At 59.4% G+C, this 22376-nt stretch carries 18 protein-coding genes and 6 pseudogenes; 12 read left to right on the top strand and 12 right to left on the bottom strand.

The annotated features are described in order from the left end of the window. Positions 1–55 precede the first annotated feature (55 nt). Both EH240_RS32305 and dcd read left to right on the top strand, forming a co-directional pair. Positions 56–565 carry a DUF2285 domain-containing protein gene (locus EH240_RS32305; RefSeq protein WP_245436588.1) on the top strand — a complete coding sequence of 170 codons (510 nt, stop codon included), beginning with the start codon at positions 56–58 and terminating at the stop codon, positions 563–565. A 980-nt stretch (positions 566–1545) separates the two neighbouring features. Then, complete coding sequence (dcd, locus tag EH240_RS32300) at positions 1546–2112, top strand: dCTP deaminase (protein WP_125006167.1); 567 nt, start codon at positions 1546–1548, stop codon at positions 2110–2112. Positions 2113–2406: 294 nt separating this feature from the next. Here dcd and EH240_RS32295 read toward each other — a convergent pair. Continuing rightward, positions 2407–3280, bottom strand: a pseudogene (locus EH240_RS32295) (aldehyde dehydrogenase family protein); the annotation flags it as partial. Between the two features lie 306 nt (positions 3281–3586). Between EH240_RS32295 and EH240_RS32290 the strand changes: the two are divergent. From EH240_RS32290 to EH240_RS32280, 3 genes are all read left to right on the top strand, one after another. Further along, positions 3587–3940 (top strand): aminotransferase class III-fold pyridoxal phosphate-dependent enzyme, encoded by a 354-nt coding sequence (locus tag EH240_RS32290; protein ID WP_167484267.1) that lies wholly within the window; start codon positions 3587–3589, stop codon positions 3938–3940. 201 nt (positions 3941–4141) lie between these two features. Beyond that, positions 4142–4813 (top strand): aminotransferase class III-fold pyridoxal phosphate-dependent enzyme, encoded by a 672-nt coding sequence (locus tag EH240_RS32285; RefSeq protein ID WP_245436592.1) that lies wholly within the window; start codon positions 4142–4144, stop codon positions 4811–4813. A gap of 18 nt (positions 4814–4831) precedes the next feature. Then, positions 4832–5218, top strand: a complete 387-nt coding sequence (locus tag EH240_RS32280) for a hypothetical protein (protein WP_125006161.1) — start codon at positions 4832–4834, stop codon at positions 5216–5218. A 640-nt stretch (positions 5219–5858) separates the two neighbouring features. Here EH240_RS32280 and EH240_RS32275 read toward each other — a convergent pair. The 7 genes and pseudogenes from EH240_RS32275 to EH240_RS32250 all read right to left on the bottom strand — a co-directional run. Beyond that, positions 5859–7700, bottom strand: coding sequence for a type II toxin-antitoxin system HipA family toxin (locus EH240_RS32275; protein ID WP_125006159.1), 1842 nt, complete (start codon positions 7698–7700; stop codon positions 5859–5861). 268 nt (positions 7701–7968) lie between these two features. Next, a complete protein-coding gene (locus EH240_RS38310; protein WP_167484265.1) occupies positions 7969–8118 on the bottom strand; it encodes a hypothetical protein in 150 nt (49 codons plus the stop codon). Positions 8119–8195: 77 nt separating this feature from the next. Next, on the bottom strand, positions 8196–9320 hold the full coding sequence (locus EH240_RS32270; protein ID WP_206075361.1) for a hypothetical protein: 1125 nt from the start codon (positions 9318–9320) through the stop codon (positions 8196–8198). Then, positions 9317–10564 carry a type II toxin-antitoxin system HipA family toxin gene (locus tag EH240_RS32265; RefSeq protein WP_125006157.1) on the bottom strand — a complete coding sequence of 416 codons (1248 nt, stop codon included), beginning with the start codon at positions 10562–10564 and terminating at the stop codon, positions 9317–9319. The genes EH240_RS32270 and EH240_RS32265 overlap by 4 nt, the downstream gene beginning before the upstream one ends. Next, the gene (locus EH240_RS32260) at positions 10557–10892 is read right to left on the bottom strand and encodes a helix-turn-helix domain-containing protein (RefSeq protein WP_125006155.1); all 336 of its coding nucleotides are present in this window, start codon (positions 10890–10892) and stop codon (positions 10557–10559) included. Before EH240_RS32260 ends, EH240_RS32265 begins: the two co-directional genes overlap by 8 nt. A gap of 66 nt (positions 10893–10958) precedes the next feature. Further along, positions 10959–11303, bottom strand: a complete 345-nt coding sequence (locus tag EH240_RS32255) for a TatD family hydrolase (RefSeq protein ID WP_125006153.1) — start codon at positions 11301–11303, stop codon at positions 10959–10961. A 290-nt stretch (positions 11304–11593) separates the two neighbouring features. Next, positions 11594–11968: pseudogene (locus tag EH240_RS32250) on the bottom strand (Ros/MucR family transcriptional regulator); the annotation flags it as partial. A gap of 98 nt (positions 11969–12066) precedes the next feature. Between EH240_RS32250 and EH240_RS32245 the strand changes: the two are divergent. Continuing rightward, positions 12067–13379 (top strand): annotated as a pseudogene (locus tag EH240_RS32245) (IS256 family transposase). Between the two features lie 11 nt (positions 13380–13390). On the opposite strand, the gene istB reads toward EH240_RS32245, so the two are convergent. Together istB and istA are read right to left on the bottom strand one after the other, a co-directional pair. Beyond that, entirely contained in the window at positions 13391–14173 is a 783-nt protein-coding gene (gene istB, locus EH240_RS32240) for an IS21-like element helper ATPase IstB (RefSeq protein ID WP_125006149.1), read from the bottom strand. 16 nt (positions 14174–14189) lie between these two features. Beyond that, a pseudogene (gene istA / locus EH240_RS32235) lies at positions 14190–15729 on the bottom strand (IS21 family transposase). A 263-nt stretch (positions 15730–15992) separates the two neighbouring features. On the opposite strand from istA, the pseudogene EH240_RS39405 reads away from it, so the two are divergent. From EH240_RS39405 to EH240_RS32210, 6 genes and pseudogenes are all read left to right on the top strand, one after another. Next, positions 15993–16223 (top strand): annotated as a pseudogene (locus tag EH240_RS39405) (DUF433 domain-containing protein); the annotation flags it as partial. A gap of 262 nt (positions 16224–16485) precedes the next feature. Then, positions 16486–16734, top strand: a complete 249-nt coding sequence (locus EH240_RS39400; protein ID WP_245436586.1) for a hypothetical protein — start codon at positions 16486–16488, stop codon at positions 16732–16734. A 553-nt stretch (positions 16735–17287) separates the two neighbouring features. After that, the gene (locus tag EH240_RS32225; RefSeq protein ID WP_245436585.1) at positions 17288–18196 is read left to right on the top strand and encodes a YopT-type cysteine protease domain-containing protein; all 909 of its coding nucleotides are present in this window, start codon (positions 17288–17290) and stop codon (positions 18194–18196) included. A 758-nt stretch (positions 18197–18954) separates the two neighbouring features. Further along, a complete protein-coding gene (locus tag EH240_RS32220) occupies positions 18955–19227 on the top strand; it encodes a type II toxin-antitoxin system RelB/DinJ family antitoxin (protein ID WP_206075360.1) in 273 nt (90 codons plus the stop codon). Between the two features lie 18 nt (positions 19228–19245). After that, a complete protein-coding gene (locus tag EH240_RS32215; protein ID WP_210212269.1) occupies positions 19246–19560 on the top strand; it encodes a type II toxin-antitoxin system YafQ family toxin in 315 nt (104 codons plus the stop codon). Between the two features lie 621 nt (positions 19561–20181). Then, positions 20182–21090, top strand: coding sequence for a hypothetical protein (locus tag EH240_RS32210; protein WP_125006145.1), 909 nt, complete (start codon positions 20182–20184; stop codon positions 21088–21090). Positions 21091–21981: 891 nt separating this feature from the next. Here EH240_RS32210 and EH240_RS39775 read toward each other — a convergent pair. Both EH240_RS39775 and EH240_RS32205 read right to left on the bottom strand, forming a co-directional pair. After that, positions 21982–22113, bottom strand: a complete 132-nt coding sequence (locus EH240_RS39775; RefSeq protein WP_281035193.1) for a hypothetical protein — start codon at positions 22111–22113, stop codon at positions 21982–21984. Continuing rightward, positions 22106–22376: pseudogene (locus tag EH240_RS32205) on the bottom strand (transposase); the annotation flags it as partial. The pseudogene EH240_RS32205 and the gene EH240_RS39775, both read right to left, overlap by 8 nt.

Raw genomic sequence — 22376 nt, 5'->3', positions numbered from 1 at the left:
GAGTCTTATTGGGCGCAATTCGCTCGTATTCTGGTCTCCGCCCTGGTGCTTCGATGTGCTGCCAGTCATTTCAGAAAAGCTGTCAACCTCGTCGGCGGCAGCGCCGTTCTCGGCATTGCCATGTCGTGCGACGGTCCTGCTGGCGCCCGACAAGCGCCAGCATGTTCTTCTTCGCGATACAGAGCATACGCTCCAGCTCGCCGTCTCTGGCGCGGATATCCTGCACCCTGTTTTCCTCCATACCGAGGCGATCTGGCCCGCGATGCTTTCGAAGCACCGCCTGAGGACGCTCGAGTGCCTCAATGTTCTAAGTCTGGGTCAGCAACTGCCTGCTCGCTTGTTTCCGCCGGAAAGACGCGGTCCCCGTTTGACCTTCGTTCCTCGTGCGCTCGACGGCTCACTTGCCGGGGCATCACATCGCGAGCTCGCCGAAGCTCTGGTTGCTCAACGGCGCGCCCATGCCGACTGGAGGGATCCTCGCGATCATCTGCGCGACCGCATTCGCCGCGCCGTCTCTCGTGGCCGCGCGCTCATGAATGGAGGGTACAGAGATTTCCTCACTTGAAAGTGACAGTCCGCCATGTGCGTCAGCCGGCGGAGCGAAAAAAGGTCACTACCACTTCGCCCGGTCGACACGGCAGGGAGCGGCCTTGCGGGTGCGCTCTGGTTCAGGCATGGGTCATGCCGAGATGCACGTTCGGTATTGTCCGATAGCCGACATGTCGGTACGCAACGTTGATGACCTGACTATCGGGTTGTTTTAAATGCGTTTTGCCTTGGCACAGTAAATGCACGCTATTCAGCAACGTGCTGACTGAGTGGTTCCCACCTCCACGAAGTCGCAGACTTACGCCACCTCCCAAGGCGTACCCGGCCCGGCAGCGAGCTCAGTCTCCTGCCGGGCATGCCGATCCGGTGTACGGCCTTAAGAACATGAAACAGCAATGTCCGTCTGAGAGGATTGGGCGGATGACCGCTCAAGATATGCCCGAGAGACTTAGGGCACCGGGCGAGAGCGATCACAGGAGCTGCCTCTCCATCAGTCTGCCTATCGGTGATCCAGCTTGATGTCATCCCTGCGTGGAAATGGTCTGTTAACCAGCGTTCCTTGAGACTAGAGCAAAACGTGATTCGACGAGTCGGTCAACACCTGGCAATTTGTTCTCGCTTTGTTCCGTCGCGAGCCTGGAGCAAGGAAAGGTGTTGAAAACAGGTGGGATGGATGGGCAAATCAGCCGCGCTAGCTCACTTTGGGTTCAAAAATTCAATGCAACCTAATGAGGAGGTCAATTTATGAAAGTTCGGGTTAGGCAGATAGGGCCAGCGACACACCCCAGCGAGGTTGTGGTTTCTGTGGACACAACGTCGGGCGCCGAACATTTGGTTGTGAATCAGCGTTCCCTTACGGATGATAAATTAGAGATTGGCTATCCTATTAATAGCCGCGATTCGGACCTGCTTGTTGAGCTTCCACGAGAGACAATTAACGGCTCATGGAGAGTATGGGTGCCGCAAGCTTTGGTAGAATAGACATGGAGGGGCGGGATGATACTCACGGATAGGGAAATTCAAATCGCCTTGCAAAATGAGGCGATCATTATCGACCCGCCCCCCGACATTTCCTTCTATAGCTCAACCAGTCTCGATCTAACACTTGACCGGCGGCTGACCCTATTCAAAGACCAAAAGGCAGGCATCAGCCTCTGCATCGACCCTTCGCAGAAGGGTTACAATCACGAAGAGGTAATGGCAGAAATCACGACGCCGCTGGATATCGATGGCGAGCAGGGGTTCGATTTTCCGCCCCATCATATGATCTTAGCTTGGACACGCGAATATGTGGAACTGAAATTTCAGTCAAGGATTGCGGCAAGGGTAGAAGGGAAAAGCTCCCTCGCCCGCCTGGGGATTGGCATTCATCTCACAGCGCCAACCATCCATGCGGGATTTGCTGGTAATATCCGACTTGAAATGGTCAACCACAATAAGGTCCCGGTTAAGCTCAGAGCCGGAATGAAAATCTGCCAGCTCATTTTTGAGCAAACTCTTGGGACTCCAGTTCGCGGATATGAAGGCCGCTTTGCTGGTCAAACGACGACGAAGAAAGGCTAATACCCCATCGTTTTGCTCGGGGCCCGCCTGTCGCGGGGGGCGCATTTTGTCTTGGCGACCCGATATCGCAGCTGCCCTCTGCTTGGGCCTCTCGGGCCTTCTCGCTGAGCAACGCCGGATCGCTTGCAAGCTTGTATTGCGCCCCGTATGCGCCCTTTTCGTCGACAGTGCAGAGCCTAGTACTTTAGAATTGCCTTCTGCTCGGGCTTCAGAACCGCCCGCAAGCTCCCCCGTAGCCTAGTACTCAGCACGCCCGCTCAATTACCGGATCTTGCGAGAGTGCAAGCGGATGCTTCAGATGCCGCCCATGCAGAGGTATTTTAGTACGAGGTAGTCCTCGAGCCCGTGGCGGGAGCCCTCCCGCCCGATGCCGGACTGTTTTATCCCGCCGAAGGGCGCCGCTTCCGATGACATGCGTCCCGTGTTGATGCCGACCATGCCATATTCCAAAGCTTCGGCCACGCGCCAGACACGCTTCAGGTTCGAGGCATAGAAATAGGCGGCGAGGCCGTAGATCGTGTCGTTGGCCTCACGCACAACCTGATCCGCATCGTCGAAGCGAATGATCGGCGCCAGCGGCCCGAAAGTCTCCTCTTGCGCAACCGCCATGATGCTGGAAATTTCGGTGAGGACTGTTGGTTCGAAGAAGGTGCCATCCTTGCCGATACGTTCGGCCCCGCATCGAATTGTGCCGCCTTTGGCAACGGCATCTGCGATGTGGGACTCGATCTTGCGTAGGGCATGGATGTCGATGAGCGGTCCGATGTCCACTCCGGGAGCGAAGCCGTCGCCAACCGATAAGTGCCGCACCCTTCTCCGCGAATCTCTCGACGAACTCATCGTGAACGCTCGATTGGACGTAAAGGCGGTTCGCTGACACGCAAGTCTGGCCGGCGTTGCGGAACTTCGCCTGGATCGCACCGTCAACCGCAGCGTCGATATTGGCGTCGTCGAAGACGACGAAGGGCGCATTGCCGCCGAGCTCGAGGCTGACCTTCTTGATCTGGTCCGAGCACTGGCGCATGAGCAGTCGGCCAACCTCGGTCGAGCCTGTAAAGCTGATCTTTCGGACCTTGGGATTGGAGCAGAGTTCGCGTCCAACGCCAGCATCTTCGGACGCATAGACCAAGCTGACAACGGCGTCGGGAAAGCCGGCTTGATGCGCGAGGGCGTCCCGACGCCGAAGTTTCGCGTGATCGTTGCGGCACCGAGAGTGCTGGCGAGCTGCGATTCCGCCACGAAAGTAGGCAGCATTCTCGATCCGTGTTGATGGTGTAAGCGCTCCATCAGAACTCGCTGTCCAGCGCCAAAAATGGCATCAAAGTTTCGTAGAGCCTCGCCATCTCGACAAAGGTAGTCAATGAGTTCGGACATGCAGCGCATTTCAGGACTAGGCCACAATCGGGGAGAGGTCGTTGGGCCAAAATCTTGTGAGGAGTTTCAACGAGCGCTAAAGATCACGCCCGGCGGCAGCATGCGTGCTGCGCAGTTCTTCGCTCCCCACCTGCCCTATGCTGTGGCAGTAACGGGCAGTTGGATCACTGACGCGGACGGCAGCAAAGTCTTCGACTGCGCAAACAACTCCTTCTCGCTCGTTCACGGCCATACCTTTCCGCCGGTGATCGAGGCGCTGCACAAGGTCCTGGACAACGGCACCGTCCTGGACAACGGCACCGCATTCGGGCTTCCGACCACAAGCGAGACCAAGCTTGCGGAAGCAATCACGACGCGTTCGCCGAAGCTTGAGCAGGTCCGCTTTACGAGCTCCGGCACCGAGGCTGTTATGTTCGCTATCAAGGCCGCTCGCGCTATTACAGGCGCCCGATGATTGCCAAGTTCGAGGGCAGCGCATATCACGGCGCCTATGACTATGTGGAAGGGAGCCTTGATTCTGCACCAAACAACTGGGGCGATTCGTCGCCTAACAGTGTGCTCTATGCCAGTGGAACTCCCGCCTCCACCGCCGCGGACGTCCTTGTCCTCCCTTACAACGAGCCCAAGTCGTGCGGAGAGCTCATCCGTGCACACCATGAGCGCCCTCGCCGCGATCCTTCTCGATCCAGTTGCTTACCGCGTGGGCATGGTTCCGATAGAGGCGGATTTGCGGGAGGTCATCCAGGATTGCTGTAACCGCTTCGGCATCCTGCTTGTGGTTGACGAGGTCGTTTCTTACCGCGTCGGTTTCCGTGGCGCCCATGACATCTTCGGCTTTGAGCCGGATCTGGTCGCTTTGGGCAAGATGATCGGCGGAGGTTTGCCCGTTGGAGCCGTAGCGGGGCCTGCGTCGTACATGGCGGTCTTCGATCACACCAGGGGCAAGCCAGCCGTGTCCCACGGCGGCACGTTCAGCGCAAACCCGCTCAGCATGACAGCTGGGCTGGCGGCACTGCAATCATACACAAAGGATGCCGTGGCCCGTCTAAACCAGATGGGCGAAACGCTTCGCAGTGAAATCATCGAGCAACTCAGAAGGCGCGAACTCCCCGCGCAGGTTACCGGCGCGAGCTCCCTCTTTCGGCTCCACCTGAAAACTGAAGTGATCCGAAACTACCGGACCTCGTTCCCGAGCGCGTTGCAGAAGGCGGCGCTCGCAAAGGTGCACCTTGCAATTTCTAATGAATTGCTCTGGCGCGCTCTCGACTCCGATGAGCGAGACCGATGTCCAAGATCTAGCCGCAGCGCTGGTGGATGCCGTTCATGAAACTTGGAAACGATCTCCGTGGGACTGATCGAGCAATGGTGGAAAGCGCAGCTTCCCGGCAGCGCTCGCGTCGGCGGTTTCGCCGATACGCGTCACTGGATTCGAGCGCGAAGTGATTGGGAGCGAAGCGGGAAAGGAATGCACGACAATAACGTCGAACGGCGCACCGACGACCGTCGCCATGTCGAGAACATGCTGCAATACAAGGGGGCGGTCATCGGTGTCGCTCGCACCCGGTTCAACAAATTAAATTCGACCAGTAGCTGCCAATTGCGCTTGGCGCAGTATGCCAGCGCCTGCCGCGGCTGGTCCGGATCGACCGGTAATTTGTCAGCTTTGCGTGCCCGCGGACACGCGCAAATCGAGGGCCGCGCGCAAAGACGCGCCATCGGCTTCGCGGTTTGACTGCAGAGAAGAGGCTTGCGTTCGTTTTTCACCGAACCTCCAGCATTCCTGCTGTTTTCTGAGATTTTGCAGGCTTGGTTTGCGGCGTTTCCGAGTCATTCTACCCAGTGTGAGTTGTTTTTGGTGGGAGCCCGGATCCTGCACAATGGCCCGGACCTGCGCCATCAAGAAGGCTTCCATCGCGTCGTTGTAGAGTGGGCCAGGTCCCTGCGTGGCCTTCAGCGAAGCAGGGTCTTAGCCCATATGGGTGACGATCCTTCGCGCAGAAAGACAAAGACTATGCGGACATGATCAAGATTGTGATTGCATAAAAAATTGTCTTTCACGACAGAAAAACTTTCAAGTCGGCAGCATCAATGACTGGTCACCTGTCCACACGAGTCCCGGCGCTTCAAGAACCGCGCCTGATCACCCTTCAGCTGCCAAGCGCGATCCGCGCCCGCCCGGGCTGCGCAACGTGACCAGCTCCGCCCGGGCGAACGCTGACCGTCGCACACTCCATAAGCGGGTCAAAAATATTGCACGCGGATGTGAGGCCGGATTGGGAAAGGCGCAAGCTCAAGCTCGAACGCTATATAGCTAGGCGGTTCAGCCAATAAGGTGTTTGGGTCTGAGAGCGGAAACCGGCGTATCGGATCATCTATGCAAACCCTTCGATGCGTCCGTGGACAATTGCGCGCATTTGCTCCGCCATCTTCGCGCCTTGAGAGCCGTCTGATAGAGGCGGCGGCAATTCGAGGTGGTTGAGAGCGCGTGAGAGGGCTGCAACGAGATCGTCAATGCTGGTATCCGCATCGGCTGCCTTGAGGCCAGCCGTGCTCGCGAAAGCCTTGAAGTCGGCGCGCCGCAAACGATCGTCTTTGCCGTTCAGCTTGAGGGCCATCCGGTCTTTTTCGAGATGTGGAAACACGCGAGTCGTGACCGCGTCGTAGAGCGGAGCCATGCGGACTGAGCTGAACTGCGCGTTGCCCGGCTCTGCGATTTTCAGCAGTGCCATGTTCTTCAGGTGCATGTCGCCATCGGCGATCAGCCAGGCGAATAATGATCGCTTGAGGACAAGCAGGACGTCGTCTTCCGGGGAGGTCGATAGCGGTCTTAGTGCCCGCGCGATTCGCTCCATTGTGCCGTCGTATTTTGCTTCCGTGGGCACACCAAGCACTGAGCAAAAATCCTCAAGCGCCAAAAGATGCTTGTCATCAAGGTTCGTTCTGATGTCGAACCGCTCGACGAGGAGCGCCGGAGGCATGCCGTCAGGCATGGTGACGAGCGCTGTCGCGGGCGTCTTGAAACCGGCCGCGCTGCCCAAAGCGAGCGACTGCCATTCGATTACTGGCAGGGCCTCAAATCCACCTGTACCGGCGGGCTTGAGGATATGCGTGAACGGTTTGCCGGTACTGGGGGAGAGAGTACCGTCGGTATTCAGGAACATCGGCGCTTTGATCTGAACGCCCGATAAACGGGGCGTATCGCTACGCTCGAAAATCTGCGCCAGATTACGCTCGAAGCTCTGCTCTAAATCGCCGCGACCCGGCCCTGCATACTGGCCAGTGAAGACAGAGTTCCTGGTAAATCCATTGAGCCGGGTTAGCAGGATGTCGGGCGGCAGGGCGGGGAGATCGCTCGCATGCTCGACGATGGTGATGTTCGACATGTAGCGTTTACCCGAGCGCAGCATCGCGCGCTCGTCGCGGTCGTTCAACACTGATTCAAGCCAGCCTTCAGGCAGCAGCGACAGGATGAACGGAGGCAGCTTGCCCGGCGTGGTCTGGCGAACAAGCGGCGGGCCATCCTGATCGTCTGGATTCCAGCGCCACTCAAAACCATCATGTGTGAGATTGCCGAGTGGAGCGCCGTGCCACGCTACTATCAGATCGAGCGCGGCTTCATTGCGCGCGGGCTCCGCCGTCAGTGGACGGCGGAGGAGGAAGCGCTCGGCGTGCTCGCCTTCGCGATACCACTGGTTTGCGCGGGCAAGCGCCCATGTCGCGTCGGCAGCGCCTTGGGCGCTGCCGTATTCTTCTATGAGGCGGTTCGCGATTGCCTCGCGCATTCTCTCGTCGATGGATGCCGCGTGTTCGCTGCGCAGGCGGAAAGCTTCGAGGAAGCGCTGGCGCATCGAGGAGACGTCGATCCGGAATTCTCCCATGCCATCATCGACAATCGCTTGAGCGACTGATGGGTGGTCGGGAGCTGCGTTCTGAATGATTTCCAGCGAGCGCAAGCGCGTGCGCTGTATTCGTCGCCCGCTCAGGAACAGGCGGCCGTCGCGGGTCGGACGGAGAAGGACAGCGCTCGCCGCCGAGAGGTAAGCGTTGGGATACAGGTATTTGGCGATGCGGACGGCGTGCTTGAGTATCGTGGCCTCGATATCCTCCCGGGCATCGACATAGATGCCGCGCATTAGCTGGACGAGCTTGCCCGTTTCAGCCTGATAGTGGCTGCGGGTTTTATCGATGTTTTCCCCGACGAGGTGAAGGGCCATTCTTCTAACTTTCCCGTATTTGAGATACGGGAAAGCTAGCAGGGGTCCGCTCAAAATTCAATAGATTCTAACTTTCGCGTATTTCATATACGCGGAAGTTACAATGCTTTCTTGGGACGTCGGCGTTCTCCGGCTCCGCGATCGAACCGCCGGGCGAGAACCTGGTCTGCGAGGGCGAGTAGGCAGAAAATCAAGGCGTTCACCACGTCGGATCAGCCACAGGTCGGCGGAGTCCTTCAGCAACTATTGTAGAGCGCGAGATTATTCGTCACGGGACACTGGCAAGCCGCGGGCCCACGCCCATAATGGCGGGCTCGACCGAAAGCAGCTTCTTCGCCGCCGTCCTGACCTGGTCGAGCGTCACCTGCTCGATGAGCGCCGCTGCCTCATTCGAGAGATCGGTCTCCTGCGTTCCCATCTTTCTGCCCCGTAATCGTGCCGTGTCTCGTGTCGCCGGCCGTTTCCCCATGATGCTTATGTTCGGCGGTCACCGGATCAGGTGCCCCCTCTGATGCGTCGCTCCTCACCGATCGGGATGATCCAGCCGCCGGCGCGATCCGGCCGAGCAAAATCATCCGGACCCATTATCTGCGTCAGGCGGATGCGAACGGTTTGCAGCTCCGCGTCGATAGCGGCACGGATGAGATCGCGCTCGATACCGACGAAGACCGGCCGGAGATTGAGGCGAGCGAGCGCCTCCTGATCGGCGGGCGCAACGTCGGTGTCAGCGACAGGTCCGGCACGGGTGACGATCCCTCCGATCAGTCCGCCCATGGCCGTGGCCTTTTCCACCTCTCTCACCAACGTGGCATCCAGCAGCGCTCGGGCGCGTTGGAGATCCCCTTGGAGTCTTCGCGCGAAGGGCACGTGGGTGAGGCCGCGAAGCGCACTGGCTAGCTCAGCGTGCCCGAGCGACTTGATGAGATTGGCGATATGGAGGCGGAGAAGCCCGATGAAGAGCGCGTCTTTCTCCTCCGGCTGGATTGGCTCGCCTTCATCGATCGGATCGCGGACTGAGAGGTGGGCGTCCGTCGGATTTGGCGCCGCCATCCCCCAGCGGGTCGCGATGGCAATGCGCTTCACTGTGGCCTTGCGGCCTCCGGCGGTGATATCTATCCGCCCGGCCTGAGCCCAGGCGCGGTTCAATGCTTTGGCCGGGCCGCCATTATCATGGCAACCCTTTGCTTCGGCCACGGTCAAGGAGGACAGGTCGGATGCGCAGGCGATCCAGTCGGGCAGATCGCCGCGGGACAAGCGCGTGACTTTGACCTGCCGGCGGCGATCGAGGTCGATGATGCGGCTGCCGAGATGCGCGAAGATCGAAAGGTTGAAGTAGCGTTCCAGATAGGCGCGGGCAACGAAGCGGCCGAACAAGCCAGATAGCGCGACCTTCACCTCGCGCGCTTGTCCAAGTGGTTCCCGGAAGATGAAGGGCGTACCCGCGCCGGTTGGCGTCAACAGCGCATCCAGGATGGACCACGCGCCATATGCAGCCCCTGGCGTCTGCAACACTTCGCGAATCCCGGCGTCCTCAATCTCCGAGACGTCGAGGTCGACGGTCGCGCCCGTGACAGGGCTGAATGCTGGCGGATCGAAACTGTGGAGGAAGGTCCTCGTCATAGCGCCAGCGCCCGCCTGAGATCCTCATGCTCGAAAGCGCTGGCTATGCGGCTGATCTCTGCCGATCGAGCGCCGACCGCCTTGGCTGTATCGCGCCAGGTCGCGGTCACGGTCGCGACCTCTTTGATAATCGCGCGGGCCTGCGGCAGGGTGAGCGCGAAAAATATCGACGCGGCTTCAAGCAGATCGAGTGAACAGGTCCCCTCATCGAGATCGATGTTCGTCGTCAGCACCCGGGCCTTGAGATCGGTCGGAACGGGATTGAGGTCATATGCTGGCGAGAGAGACCACCCCGCCTTTCCCAGCCACAGGAAACCGTGGTTGCGGAGGTGGTCGTCGACATTGGAAATCAGCACATTGTAGACGACCCGCCGATAGAGGGCGTGTGCGTCCGCCTTTCCCTGAGCGCCGTGTTGAGCAAGGGCATCGACGATCTCCGGATAGCTGCCGCGCTCGCCGTCCTTGGCGCCCGTCATCGCCATCGCCGACAGGAATGGGATGCGGATCGCACCGTTACGATCGAAGCGTCGCGACAACATGACGGGCTTGCCGGCGACCTCGATCAGCTCGTGTTGAGGCGTGGCAATACCTGCCTGGCCGGCTAGCCGCAGCGCGATCTCTTCCCAGGTCTCCATACTGTAGTCGTCGGTCTCCTTCGGGAATTTCGCTATGGAGAGGTGACCATGTTGGTCGATGACCGACGCCTTCGGTCGGGCACCGCCAAGGGAGGAGCCTGGGGCAAAGATGAGCTGCAAATCTTCATCCGTTTCCTCGTCCCGGAGGATACGTTCGGCAATCTGGAGCAACCGGCCAAGTTCGATTAAAGCAGGAACGCCCGTGCGGATCGGCGCTTGGAAAATCTCTTCGCCGACCCAGCGGAAGCGGAGCGCGCCAAGCCGCGTCTCGTCGGCGACGCTGAGCAGGTAGTCGCTTTCTACAAGCGTGCGAACCGCGCGGCCTTCTCGGTCGGCGAGACGGCGTTCGGCGCGCTGCATGAGGCGCCGGCCCCAGGTATCCGGCGCTGAGTCGCCGATGGAGCCGAAAGTCGCAAGACCGGCAGGAGGGGCGAAGGCTCCGCGGGTCAGAGCAAGAGCTGGCTCCAGCGAGAAGCGGTCCGGATCCTCAAGCCATGCGCCGTCATACTCGAAGAGGATGGTCTCGGTGCCCCGGACGCGATTGCTCCTCGACAGTCCTATCGGTCGTGTGCGGCTGCCCAAATCGATATGGACCTCGAAGTCAGCCACCGCGGGACGATCCGGTTGGCCGCTTGAGGTGCACATGCTTGGGCAGGTCCGCACTGGCGAGCGCCTGACCGACGCTGTCGTTGCTGATGTCGGCGACCTGGCTCAGGCCGTCGAGGAGGCCGAGCGCCTGCAGAACGCCGGCGTAAATACCGACGCTGACGTTGGTGTCCCCGGCTTCGACCCTTTGCAGCGTCGAGCGAGACGTGAAGGCGCGCTCGGCTACGACCGCCATCGGCAGCCGTCGGCGTCGACGGGCATCATGGATGTCCGCCCCAAGCTTGCGCAGCGCGCGCCGCACCGCAGCAGGAGGGTTGTGTGGAGTGGGCATTAAGACACCTTCGCACTACAGATTGGCCGATTATGTAGCACGAAGATTACAATTTATCTAGCCCCTTTAGGGCCTCATCCCAGTAGAGAACGAAGGTTCGATCTTACCACTATCGTGACGGTATCGACCGGGACCCTTCCGGACGTCGGCGATCGCGGCGACCGTGGTTTCCACGTCAGCGGGCTCGCTGGGACGACCGTCAACCTGAGTGAAAGGGCCGTCTGTCTCCGTCAGTATCCGATCGATGGGCAAGTCGCTGACGAGAGAGCGGCCGCGATCCGAACGGGTCATCTCGGCATTGACGGAGAAATAGCAGCCGAGCGTCGCCGCACGTCGAGCCTCGCTTTTGCTTCCAGTGAACCAGTGAAGCACGACGGTGCCGCGATCCTGCGGGAGATATTGTTCGATCATCTCAGATCGCGCGAAAGATCGCGACAGGCGGTGCCGCGGTACAAAGGCCTAGAGCCAAACGCGCCGCAGACAAAGAAAAAGCCCGCTACCGGGAGGAGGTGGCAGCGGGCTCTATTTCGAATGAGACGCGGGAGGAGATGCGCCCCATTCAGCGTCGGCAACACATCTGAGAGGAGTAGATGGCCGACAACATGGTCATACCGATAGCAGCAGATATTGCAATGCACAAATTTCATGTCGCGACTGCGAAATGATGCCGCATCCGCTTAGTCGATCCTGAAAAAGTGCGGTCAGGCTGCGGCTTTCTTGCGGGCACGCTTGGCAGGTGCCGGCGCACCCGGTTCCTTCGGCTTGCGGCCCAGCCCCATGGTCTTGGCCAATGCTGAGCGCGCCGCAGCGTAGTTCGGCGCCACCATGGGATAGTCCGCCGGCAGCCCCCATTTCGCGCGATATTCCTCGGGCGTAAGGCCATAGTGGGTAGCCAGGTGACGCTTGAGCGACTTGAATTTCTTACCGTCCTCAAGGCTGACGATGTAATCGGGTGTAACCGATTTTCTGATCGGTACGGCAGGGTTGAGAGGTTCCGACTTTTCTGGTGTGGCACCACCAGCAGTGCTTTTCAATGCGACGTGGATCTGGCCGATAAGCCCAGGCAGCTCACCGACGAGCTATGGCGGAAACTGGGTGATGTCGGTTTGAGGAGAGCGGCGTATCGAGGCGGGTGATGAAGCCTGCCAGAACCTCTCAAGGAGAGCGATACGCCATGAATGAGACTATCAACATTGTTAGCCTTCGTCAGCCCGACGAAATTGATGATCCACTGACGGATGTGCTTCGCAGCGGGGCGCGCAAATTGCTGGCGCAGGCGATCGAGATCGAGGCCGAGACGTTTCTTGCCGAGATGCGGGATCTCAAGCTTGCCGATGGCCGTCACCGGATTGTGCGCCATGGTCACGGCCCGGAGCGGAGCATCCAGACGGGCATCGGTCCGGTGCCAGTCAGCCGGGTGAAGATCCGCGATCGCGGCGCGAATGGCAAGGTTGATCGGGTCCGGTTCGCCTCATCGATCCGGCCGAAATGGGCGCGTCGGACGCGAAGCCTGGATGCGCTGCTTCCCGTTCTCTACCTGCGCGGTGTTTCGACGGGCGATTTTCAGGAAGCGCTGAGCGCGCTTGTGGGCAAGGACGCGCCGAACCTTTCACCCTCGGTGATCACGCGGCTGACGGCGGAGTGAAACGCCGATTACGAGCGTTGGCAAAAGCGCGATCTTTCAGCGCGCCGCTATGTCTATGTGTGGGCGGACGGGGTCTACCTGCAGGCGCGGATGGAAGACCAAGCCGAATGCATGCTGGTCCTGATCGGCGCCACGCCCGAGGGCAAAAGGAACTCGTCGGTTGCCAGACCGGCATTCGCGAGAGTGCGCAAAGCTGGCGCGAGCTGCTGGTCGACGTGAAGCGGCGTGGTCTGAAGATCGCGCCCGATATTGCCGTCGGCGATGGCGCGCTTGGCTTCTGGAAGGCGCTCGATGAGGTCTTTCCCGACAGCAGGCACCAACGCTGCTGGGTGCACAAGACCGCCAACGTCCTGAACAAGGTGCCGCTCTCGGTGCAGGCCAACATGAAGACGGATTTGCGCGAGATTTACGGCGCGCCGACACGCTCAGCAGCCGAAATGGCGATCGATGTGTTCGCCGAGAAATACGGCGCGAAGTACAACAAGGCGGTCGACTGCCTGAAGAAGGATCGCGAGACGTTGCTGGCGTTCTACGATTTCCCCGCCGAACACTGGGATCATCTGCGAACGTCGAACCCGATCGAGAGCGTCTTTGCCACCGTTCGCCACCGCACGGTGCGCACGAAGGGCTCCTTGTCGTCGAAAACCGCCAGGCTGATGGTCTTCAAGCTCGTGATGGCCGCCGCCAAATCCTGGCGTCGATTGAAGGGACAAAATCAGTTGCCGAAACTGCTCGCAGGTGCCAGGTTGCGCATTCCGCCAACTCAGGACAGCGATTCCGCTAAAGACGGGACAGGCGTTCCGGTAATGTCGGGACAGCCTGGGGTCGCTGGTTCTCGATAGCCTCGTTGAGTTCAGGGTTGATTGATTTCGGTGTTTTCGGCGCCCGTCAAGAGGGGCCTGTTTTTTTGCTTTCGCAGACTGTCGCCTTGCAGGGCAATGCGGTGAGCATTGTGAACGATCCTGTCGAGAATGGCATCGGCGACGGTGGGGTCATTGATCAGGTCATGCCATTTATCCACGGTGGTCTGAGCGGCGATGATGGTTGAGCGGCGGCGATATCTCTCCTCGACGATTTCGAAGAGATGGAAGCGTTGCTGGTCCGAGAGGCTGTGGGAGCCAAAATCGTCGAGGATGAGCAAATGCACTCGGGTAAGTTTTTCGATGAGCCGGGGGAAGCGCCCGTCGAGGCGGGCGAGCGCCAGATCCTCGAACATGCGCGGTACGCGCACATAGAGAACGGAATGGTCGAGCCGGGCCGCCTGCCGTCCGAAGGCGCAGGCCAACCATGATTTTCCAGTTCCGGTCTGGCCGGTGAGGATCAAATTCTCCTGGGCCTTGAGCCAATGGCCTTGGGCGAGCGCCATGGTGTTGCGGCGGTCGAGGCCGCGCGCGGGCGCGAAGTCGATGTCTTCGATGCATGCTTCGGGGAAGCGCAGCTTGGCCGAGGCGAGCTTGTTCCTGACACGCTTGTCGGCCCGCATGGCGATCTCCCGGTCGAGCATCAGGCCGAGCCATTCGTCGCGGCTCAACTCATTGGCGCTGCTCTGTTCAGCTGCGGCCAGTTCGCGCCAGGCGGTAGCCATGCCAGGGAGCCCGAGGGCCTGCATTTGATCGAGGGTTGGGTTTGTCAGCATTCTTTCGTCCTTTGCTTCACTGATAGTAGGTGCGGCCGCGGATATTGACGTGGGCTGGTGTCGGCTTCGCCGGTTCGGCCTGCGATCCCATGCGATCGAGGCCGGCTTTGAGGATGGCGTTGACGGAGGAATAGGTGATCGCGTTGATGGTAAGCGCGCGCTCGCAAGCGGCGTCCAGGCGCGTGGTTCCATAGCGGGGCGATAGCGACAAGATGCCCATGGCCGAACGATAGCCCTGCTCGGGATGGGGCCTGTCGCGCATCATGCGTTCGACCAGGATCGCAGTGTTCGGGCCGATGACAGCCGCCCGGCCGATCAGGTTGGCGGGCGTGGTGTTGGCGTAGCGCTGATGCGCCTTGGGCATGTGAACGTCGATGGTGACATGGCCGCAGCGCTGCGATCGGCGAACATGGCAGGCGACGCGCTGGTGATCATGGAAGATCTCGATCACCCGGTGGGTGAGCCGGACCTCGACGGTGCGGCCGATCAGCTGATGGGGCACGGAATAGAAAGTCTTGTCGACTTCGACATGATAATCAGGATGGACCTTGGCCGCTTTCCACTCGGCATATTCGAACGGCGTGGCCGGCAGAGGCGCGAGCGCCGCCTTCTCGAGCTCATCGAACAGTTCGCGCCGGCTATGGCCGACATGACGCATAGGCCGGTTGTTTAGTTCCTCGAGAAGCTCGGCGATCGCCGCATTGAGCTGGGCTAGCGAGAAGAACTGGCGGTTGCGCAGTCGCGCCAGAATCCAGCGCTCGACGATGAGAACTGCGCCCTCGACCTGGCTTTGCTGGTCGGGTCGGCAGGATCGTGGTGTCGTAATGCTCGGCCATGGCCGCAAACGTCGCGTTCAAGGTCGGCTCGAACCACAGGGCCTTGACGACACCAGCCTTCAGATTGTCGCAGACGATCGCTTTGGTGACCCCACCAAAAAAGCTCAGGGCCTGCACCTGTCCTTCGATCCAATCCGGCAGCTTCTGGCTGAGGCTGGCATGGGCGAAGGTGAGATTGGAGGCTCCCAGCACCGCCACGAAGATCTGCGCCGCCGCAATGACGCCAGTGATCGGATCGATCACCGGCACCGTCTGTCCGGCATAGTCGGTCTGCATCACAGCGCCGGCCGCGTGCCGATGACGGAACACAGCACTTGTACGCTGTTCGAAGAGGGCGAACCGGTCGCAGAACCAGCTGTAGCCATAGCCGTTGGGATGGGCAGCCCGATATTCATGCCACAGCAGGGCCAGTGTCACCCCTTTGCGCTTGAGTTCCCGGGCGATTGCCGCCCAGTTCGGCTCACTCAGATCAAGGGGAGGACGGCCCGCGCGCCCGAAGAGCAGTCGTTCGAGCTTGGCGTCGTCGTCATAGCCGGGCAACAGCGGCCAGCCCGTTAAACCGGCCTCCCGCGCCCGAAGCAGATAGGTTGAAACCGAGGTCTTGCTGATCTTCAGCCGTTCGGCCACCTCACGCACTGAAAGGCCCTGGTCATGGGTCAGGCGTAGGATCGAGCGGATATCCCTCACTGTCGTTCGTCTCGCTTGCTTCCGTCTTGGCATCGGTCGTCTCAACACACGCGTGAGAGACCAAATTGCCAGAACGGCGCCGTCGAGAACCGGTCGCCAAATCCACCCCGCAAAGCTGTCCGGGATTTAGTGGAATCACTGTCCGGGAATTACTGGAATTGCTGTCCCGACATTACTGGAATGCCTGTCCGGGAATTACCGGAACGCGCAGCCAGGTTCCAGGACGGGATCGAGGTCATCGAAATGAAGCCGCAAAGCGCCGCTTGATCGACCCCGTCACCCAAAATCCGTCATAGCTCCCTGTGCGGATGATCGGGGCGATGCTGGCATAGGGAGCAGACGAAGCGGAGGTTCTCGAGGGATATCCCAAGCTAACGTCGCGGATGATCGAGCTTGCCAGGATCTGGGGTGCCGCTCACCCGGTGCGCGGGCGGCCCAAGAAGCTCTCCGAGCAGGGCGTGAAAATAAAGTCGTCGAAGCGCATGGTCTTGAAGGGCGACCCCCGTCAGTCGACCAGACGCGTGTGACCTCGTGAGATTTGTGATTGATGAGTACTGACACACGTCACTCGTTGCGTTAGCGCAGGAACGCGGACATGAAGCAAGCCACGTCAACTGGCTCGGGCTGAGCGGCGAAACCGACTGGGACCTGATGCCCCGCATCATCGAGCGGGATTTCACCTTTGTCAGAACAACGCCAAGGATTTCAGAAAGCTCTGTGCCAAAGAGCCGATTCACGCCGGCCTCGTCATCGTCGTCCTCAGGTCGCTCCTGACAGACAGAGGCGCTCTTGGATAGTCTTCTTGCCGACCTCGGACCGGAGGAATTTCTCGTCAATGAGATCATTGAAATTGACATCGAGAACGGCGTTGCCGTCGCCACGCGATACGATCTGCCTCTGCCTGGTATCGAGACCCGATTAGAGGTTGAATGCGGTTTTTTCGATTGGGCCGACGCGGATATATCAGTTCTGTCGTCATTGTTGGTGGGCGCCCCGACATCACGCCAGAGGCGCTCCTATCTGCTAAGCTTCAATTGAAGGGTTTAATTGGTGGAGGTTAGCGCATGCCGGCGCGTCAGAGGTCATGGGTCCACTGCCGCCTCGCCCATCACAGGATGTGGGGACGGTCCACGGTGCAACGGAATGGGATTGATATCTTTCCTCTGATCATGCGCATAGTGTCCAAGGATTTTCACATTTTCTCGCCTTTATACTGCCTGTTAAAAGGCACCCGTACAGCGCCAGATAGTGCCGGCGACACCTACGAGCCGAAGGACGCCGTGAGCGACGAAGCCGGCTGCGGCCGTGGGTCTAAACGCCGCCAGCTGGAAAGTAGCGGAGATCCGAGGAAAGGCATGGGGCACCGTTTGGCCGACCTAATGGTTGTCCAAGCACTACCAGCAAGTTGGCTGCTCCGTTCCGTTGATTCATTTTTGAGGTCTGCCGATCGCCCAGCAAGCTGCGTTCGAACGAACACATAGGAGTGGTCGCTGGGGCAACTTCAGCTGCTGGCGACCTGTCGTTCAACATGCAAGGCGTCAGGGAGACAGGAGAAGCCCCGGCTCGGCGTACTATCTCGGCGAGACGGCCAATGGTCAACGATGTCTTGCTGGCGCCGCGAGAATTGCTTTCTAGGCTCGGTAAACCTGCCCGTCAGCTCGTCGTCAGCTTGTCTAAGTATCATCCGCATGGGGGCCCAACGCCCAAGGAGAACGCCATGCATAATCGAATCAGTGGCTCATCCACACGCGCTATCCAAGCTGACGAACTGAGCCAGTCAGTAAACAGCGACAGCTTTACGGAAGCACTTGCGAATCTCGCGTTGCGGAGGAAACTGCCACCTGGAGAGTTGCCCGATAAAATGGGATGCTGCCCCAGCAAGCCGCAGGCCTCGGATCCAAACAACCCAAGTACATCCTCTCCAGAGAGCACCTCCCTGTTCCAATACAGGACGGCCGAATTGCCTCAGGCCAATGTAAGCGGCATCTGCGTTGGGCTTGCTGCGGAGTGGCTCAGCAATCTCCACAACAGCCCGGGATCCCGAATGACTGCGCTATTACCTGGATCGGACGGGCACGGCTCAGCGGCTGGGTGGCAGCAGCAGTATCAGAAGCGCAGGCGTGAGGCGCGAAGCGAGGGAGCAGGATCTTCTCAGGCCAACCTTGACGCAAAAACCAGCACGTTGCAGGCAGCGGGCTTGCAGCCATCCAACAAAGAGAAGGTGTACGCGTTCGATGAGCCTACGAGCTTCTCGCGCATGCTGGGCAAAGTCACCTCCGATGGATCGAAGTATTTGCTCAGCTTGCGTTTCAACGAAGGTGATAGACACTCGGTTGCGACGTCGACGCTGGATGGAAGGACCACGCTCTTCGATCCTAACTATGGAGAATTTACTGTTCAATCAGAGCAGATGGGTAGCTTGTTCGAAAGCCTCGCCAACCGTTACAGGAACCCCAACGGGCTGCATCTATCAACAATCATCGCACAAAAAATGCACTGAGAGAGCTTGAAGGCCGCCTGAAGGGGTCGACAAGCGCGGTTCGAATTGTAAGGGCGAACGGAGCAGGAACGTCACGCGGCCCATCGAATTTGTGCTGGAAGTCGCGCTGCTCTGAAGCCTTCTGGCGCCTGCCGGACCTGACTTTCCCGATCGCGCTCCCGCAGGTCATGAGGGCGGAGCGGACACAATCGCTGGATCACCGATGGCAAAGTGCTGTCCTGGTCGACGAGATACGGGAATTCGTCGATCGTGACCACGGTGCCACGCAGTCCGCGGTGGCTGGGCGACGATCTCCCAGTCGACAGACACCTGTTTGACGATCTCCGCCTCATTGCCCAGTCCGACTGCCTAACTGCGCGGCGTACTCGGATGTCGAAACCGGGCTTGCTGCGGAAGGGAAACGGAGCGACGCCAACATGGCCCGAGCCACCGCGCCCTTCCTCGACTCTACCGGCGGGTTGGCGGATGTGGTGCAAGTCATTGAAATGACGTAGGATTTGGTTGGGAAGGCCGATCCGGATCATTTCCGGAGACCACACCCGCCATAAATGATATTACGCTGCCGCTGAGCGGTTTGTCATCTGTGGGCCAGCCTGGATTGCCGCCTTCTCTTCTGGACGATATCCTGTGCAATAGACAGGAGCTTGTCACGAACTTATGCACTCTTGACTGTATCGCAATTGAGATACATATGTGGGCCAGATAGCAGTCGATGTGAGTGGGCCAACAGCGAGTCAATCGTCACAAGGAGTCTTGATATGGCTGCCACCAAAATGGTTCATGTTCGGGTCGAAGACGACACTCGTGAAGAGGCTTCCTCGATCCTTGGGTCGTTCGGTCTTTCGCTTTCGGATGCCGTTCGGATCTTTCTTCATCGAGTTGTCGCGACCCAAAGCTTTCCTCTCGAGCTCAAGGTCCCCAACGCAACAACCCGCGCCGCCCTGGCGGAGGCTCGTGAGATCAGGAAGGCACGTAAGGCTCGCTTTGCGTCGCCGGATGAGCTTTTCACCGACCTCAACGGCAAGAAGTAAATTCTGCGAGCAAACAGCTTGAAGAAACCGAGCGACGTCAGGCGCGCCTCCCTTCCAAGGGCATCAGAATACACCAAGCAATTTCGAAAGGACTGGGACCGATACAATAAGGCGGGGAAAATGGATATGAATCGCGCCATCGAATTGATGACGCTGATCATTCTGAAAAGGCCGCTCGGCGCGGAATGGGCCGACCACGAACTCTCAGGCAGAGATTGGAAAGGGGCGAGGGAAGCCCATATTGGTGGTGACTTTCTCCTCGTGTATGCTGCCGATGATGACTTTGTCGAGTTTGTCAGGCTCGGCTCACATTCAGAGTTGTTTGGAAGATAAGGCACGGCGCTGGATCGCGATCCAAATGCTGAAGAAGGCGGGCGCGAACCTAGCCGAGCGCCAAAGGTGAGATTGGTGGCTTTTGCTACCTAATGAGGCATCGGCTGTCAGTATCAATCTGAATGGTCAGCCAAGCAGGCACGGCGCCATACTCGCGCGCAGATTTACGGACCTTCTCAGGGTAGATTTTGTAGCAGCCGTTGAAGCTTCGGTTCCGCTGGCTCGAACAGGAAGCGGTTGATTGCCGCCTGAAGGTCGACGACGGCTGAGGATCGGCGAGGGATTTTTGTCGATCCGGAAGGAGCCGATCGCAGCCGATATCGGGGATATCGGCAAGACTGGCGACCTATCGGGCGGCGAAAAGACCCGCCGAGCCGACCCGATCGATTTTCGAGTCAGGCTCTAACAAACAAAATCCGCAACCAGCGCGATCCCCCGCATCCGCGACTTTCTGACTCAGTAGAACGGCCTCAAGCCGGACTTTTTCAACACAATCCTCCAGTCCTGGAGCTTTCGGCGGCAGTGCCACGCCCTGCAATTGAGCGTCAATAACTTCGTCAGCTTCTCGAAAGCTGCCCCTCCTACAAATAGATAAACAACCTATGCTTCGAGGTGAACAGAATGAATATCGACCCGCGGAACACCCCACAAGCTTCGATTGCCCTGCGGCAAAGCGCGCCGCGGCAACCGGGCGACATGAGAGCACAAACCAGCTCACCAGCACACTCGTCCACGGATCAAGCGAAATTTGAGCAACAGTTAAGCGAGTTGACGCTAACCCACCAAAGGGCCTCGATCGAGACCGAAGGCAACAAGAGAGCGCGCGCTATCCAGGGAAGCGAACGGTGCCCAGCCCCGTCATTTGTTAACGCGCGCGCCCAGCTTGCCGCAACTCTGACCGGCGCGACCGTGGAGGCGCTTGGGAATGACATTGGGCAGGCCGCCCACCGAGCAGCACAGTGGCCGACAGCGATCCGCTCTTCCGCCGGTAGTGTTGATAGCAGCGGCATTCTCAACGATGTGCTGGCATCCTCATACGTAAAGCTGCACCGTTTTCAGAACGAGGCCACCGATTGCAGGACCCGCGGGTCCAATCAAGCCAGCGCCACATCCCATCTGCGCGATATGGCGCTTTTTCGTTCTCGCGGTGGCCTGTTGTGGGATCACTATCAGCCCGCTCTGGCCCGCAAGGCGGCAAAGCACATGTTAAGCGAAACTCGATCTCCGTTCTTGTCGTTGGTCGAGAACCCCTCGCAACTGGCCGCGTCGCCGGACCTATCTGCGAAAGCAATCGCAGAAAATGCGCGTGAGTTGCATACCTATACGGTACCGAGGGCTACCGCGTGGCCACCCAAAAGAATCGACGACGCTCTGGAGTGCGGGAATGAGGCTGAAGATCCGAACTTGCAAGCATGGGTAAGGAGATTACCAACCCAAGAGACCGAGGTCTTGTTTCTGGGTGGCAATCTGGATGAATATAGGACCGCCAGCGAGCCGAACCCGTACAGAACTGGCCAGTCAAGGGAATAGATAACCTAACGCGCCCAAGCCGCGTTTTATGGCAGGGATATTCGGATTAAGTCAATGAACCTTGGCTCATTGTCTGACGCTGGATCGCCGTGTCAGGTTGTTTTTTCAAAGTGGCAGTTTGCGCAGATGAGATCTGCGAATTGCAGTCGCTGGCCGTGTGACGACCAGCGGCCGGTGAAGGCCCGAGCTGGGCGCGAGGCAGGATGAAACCACCTATCCTTGGTAAGGATTTTCTGATCACCATTCGTAATATCGAGGCGGCGGCCTTGATTTCGTGAGCCACGTCCGACTAGCTGAACCGAGCATGTCGAGCGGCTTTCCATATTTCCCGATCGAGATGATGGCCTTTGCCATTCTTCAGCCGATCACAAATCAAAGAAAAAGGACTGCAAAAAGCAGATCGCTGCACACTTCCCCAAGAACAGCCCTTCTGTGCTTGCACCCACAATGACATCGGCGGTGAGCTCAGCGGTGACGCCCATCGTGGTCGCGGCGCTCTCGGTGATTTCTGTACCCGTGGCTACGGAGATGCTTGCGTCTTGCGTCCAGTGCGCTTGCTTCCCCTTCCGTGGCGCCGACAGCCGACATGGTCGTAGAAACCGCCTCCGACGCACGGTTCTGTGCGGCGGTCATCACGCTGGCGATTCCAGTTCGCCACGCCGATGCGCCGCTCTCGGGGTCAACGACCGACTGCACCCCGGTGTCGCTCTCGGGGGCAATGGACTCCTCGCTGCCGCTCGAACTGGCGGTCCACATCCTCCCCCGTTCCTCGATGTCGAGTTGTTCGTCGGCAGAATCGCTGCCGCCATCGGCGTTGGGCTGCCCATCCTCATCCGAAACGCGCCGTCGTCGCTAACGCTGCTCCCATCAGCGTCGGAACCGCCATTGGCTCTAGGATATTTCGATGCCATCCTCGTCGCCCGACGCCAGGTTGCTGCTCACGTCAGCGTCGTCGCCGCTGTCACTGACGTCGCCAAGACGGAGGAAGATCAGGTTGCCTTCTTGCGCGAGCTTGTACCACATAGGTCAGATCGAGCTCGGACAGGCCCGCTCGGAAACCGCCGTCGGCGCCATATCCGGCGTCGGCCAGAACCACGCCGGGCGCGACTCCCTCGGCCTTGGCCGTCCTGATCTGCTCGAGCGCGATCTGCGGCTTGGTCCGAAACGTGATCGCTGCCGGAATCTTGGCCTTCTTGCGTTATTCCGGATCCGCCGCCCAGCTGTGCGGGAGATACAATTCGTAGGCGATCGGAAGCGAGGCTGCGTCATTGGCGATCGACAGGCTA

It is taken from the genome of Mesorhizobium tamadayense, assembly GCF_003863365.1.
In the GTDB taxonomy this organism is placed as follows: domain Bacteria; phylum Pseudomonadota; class Alphaproteobacteria; order Rhizobiales; family Rhizobiaceae; genus Mesorhizobium; species Mesorhizobium tamadayense.
This window is presented reverse-complemented; position numbering and strand designations above follow the sequence as displayed.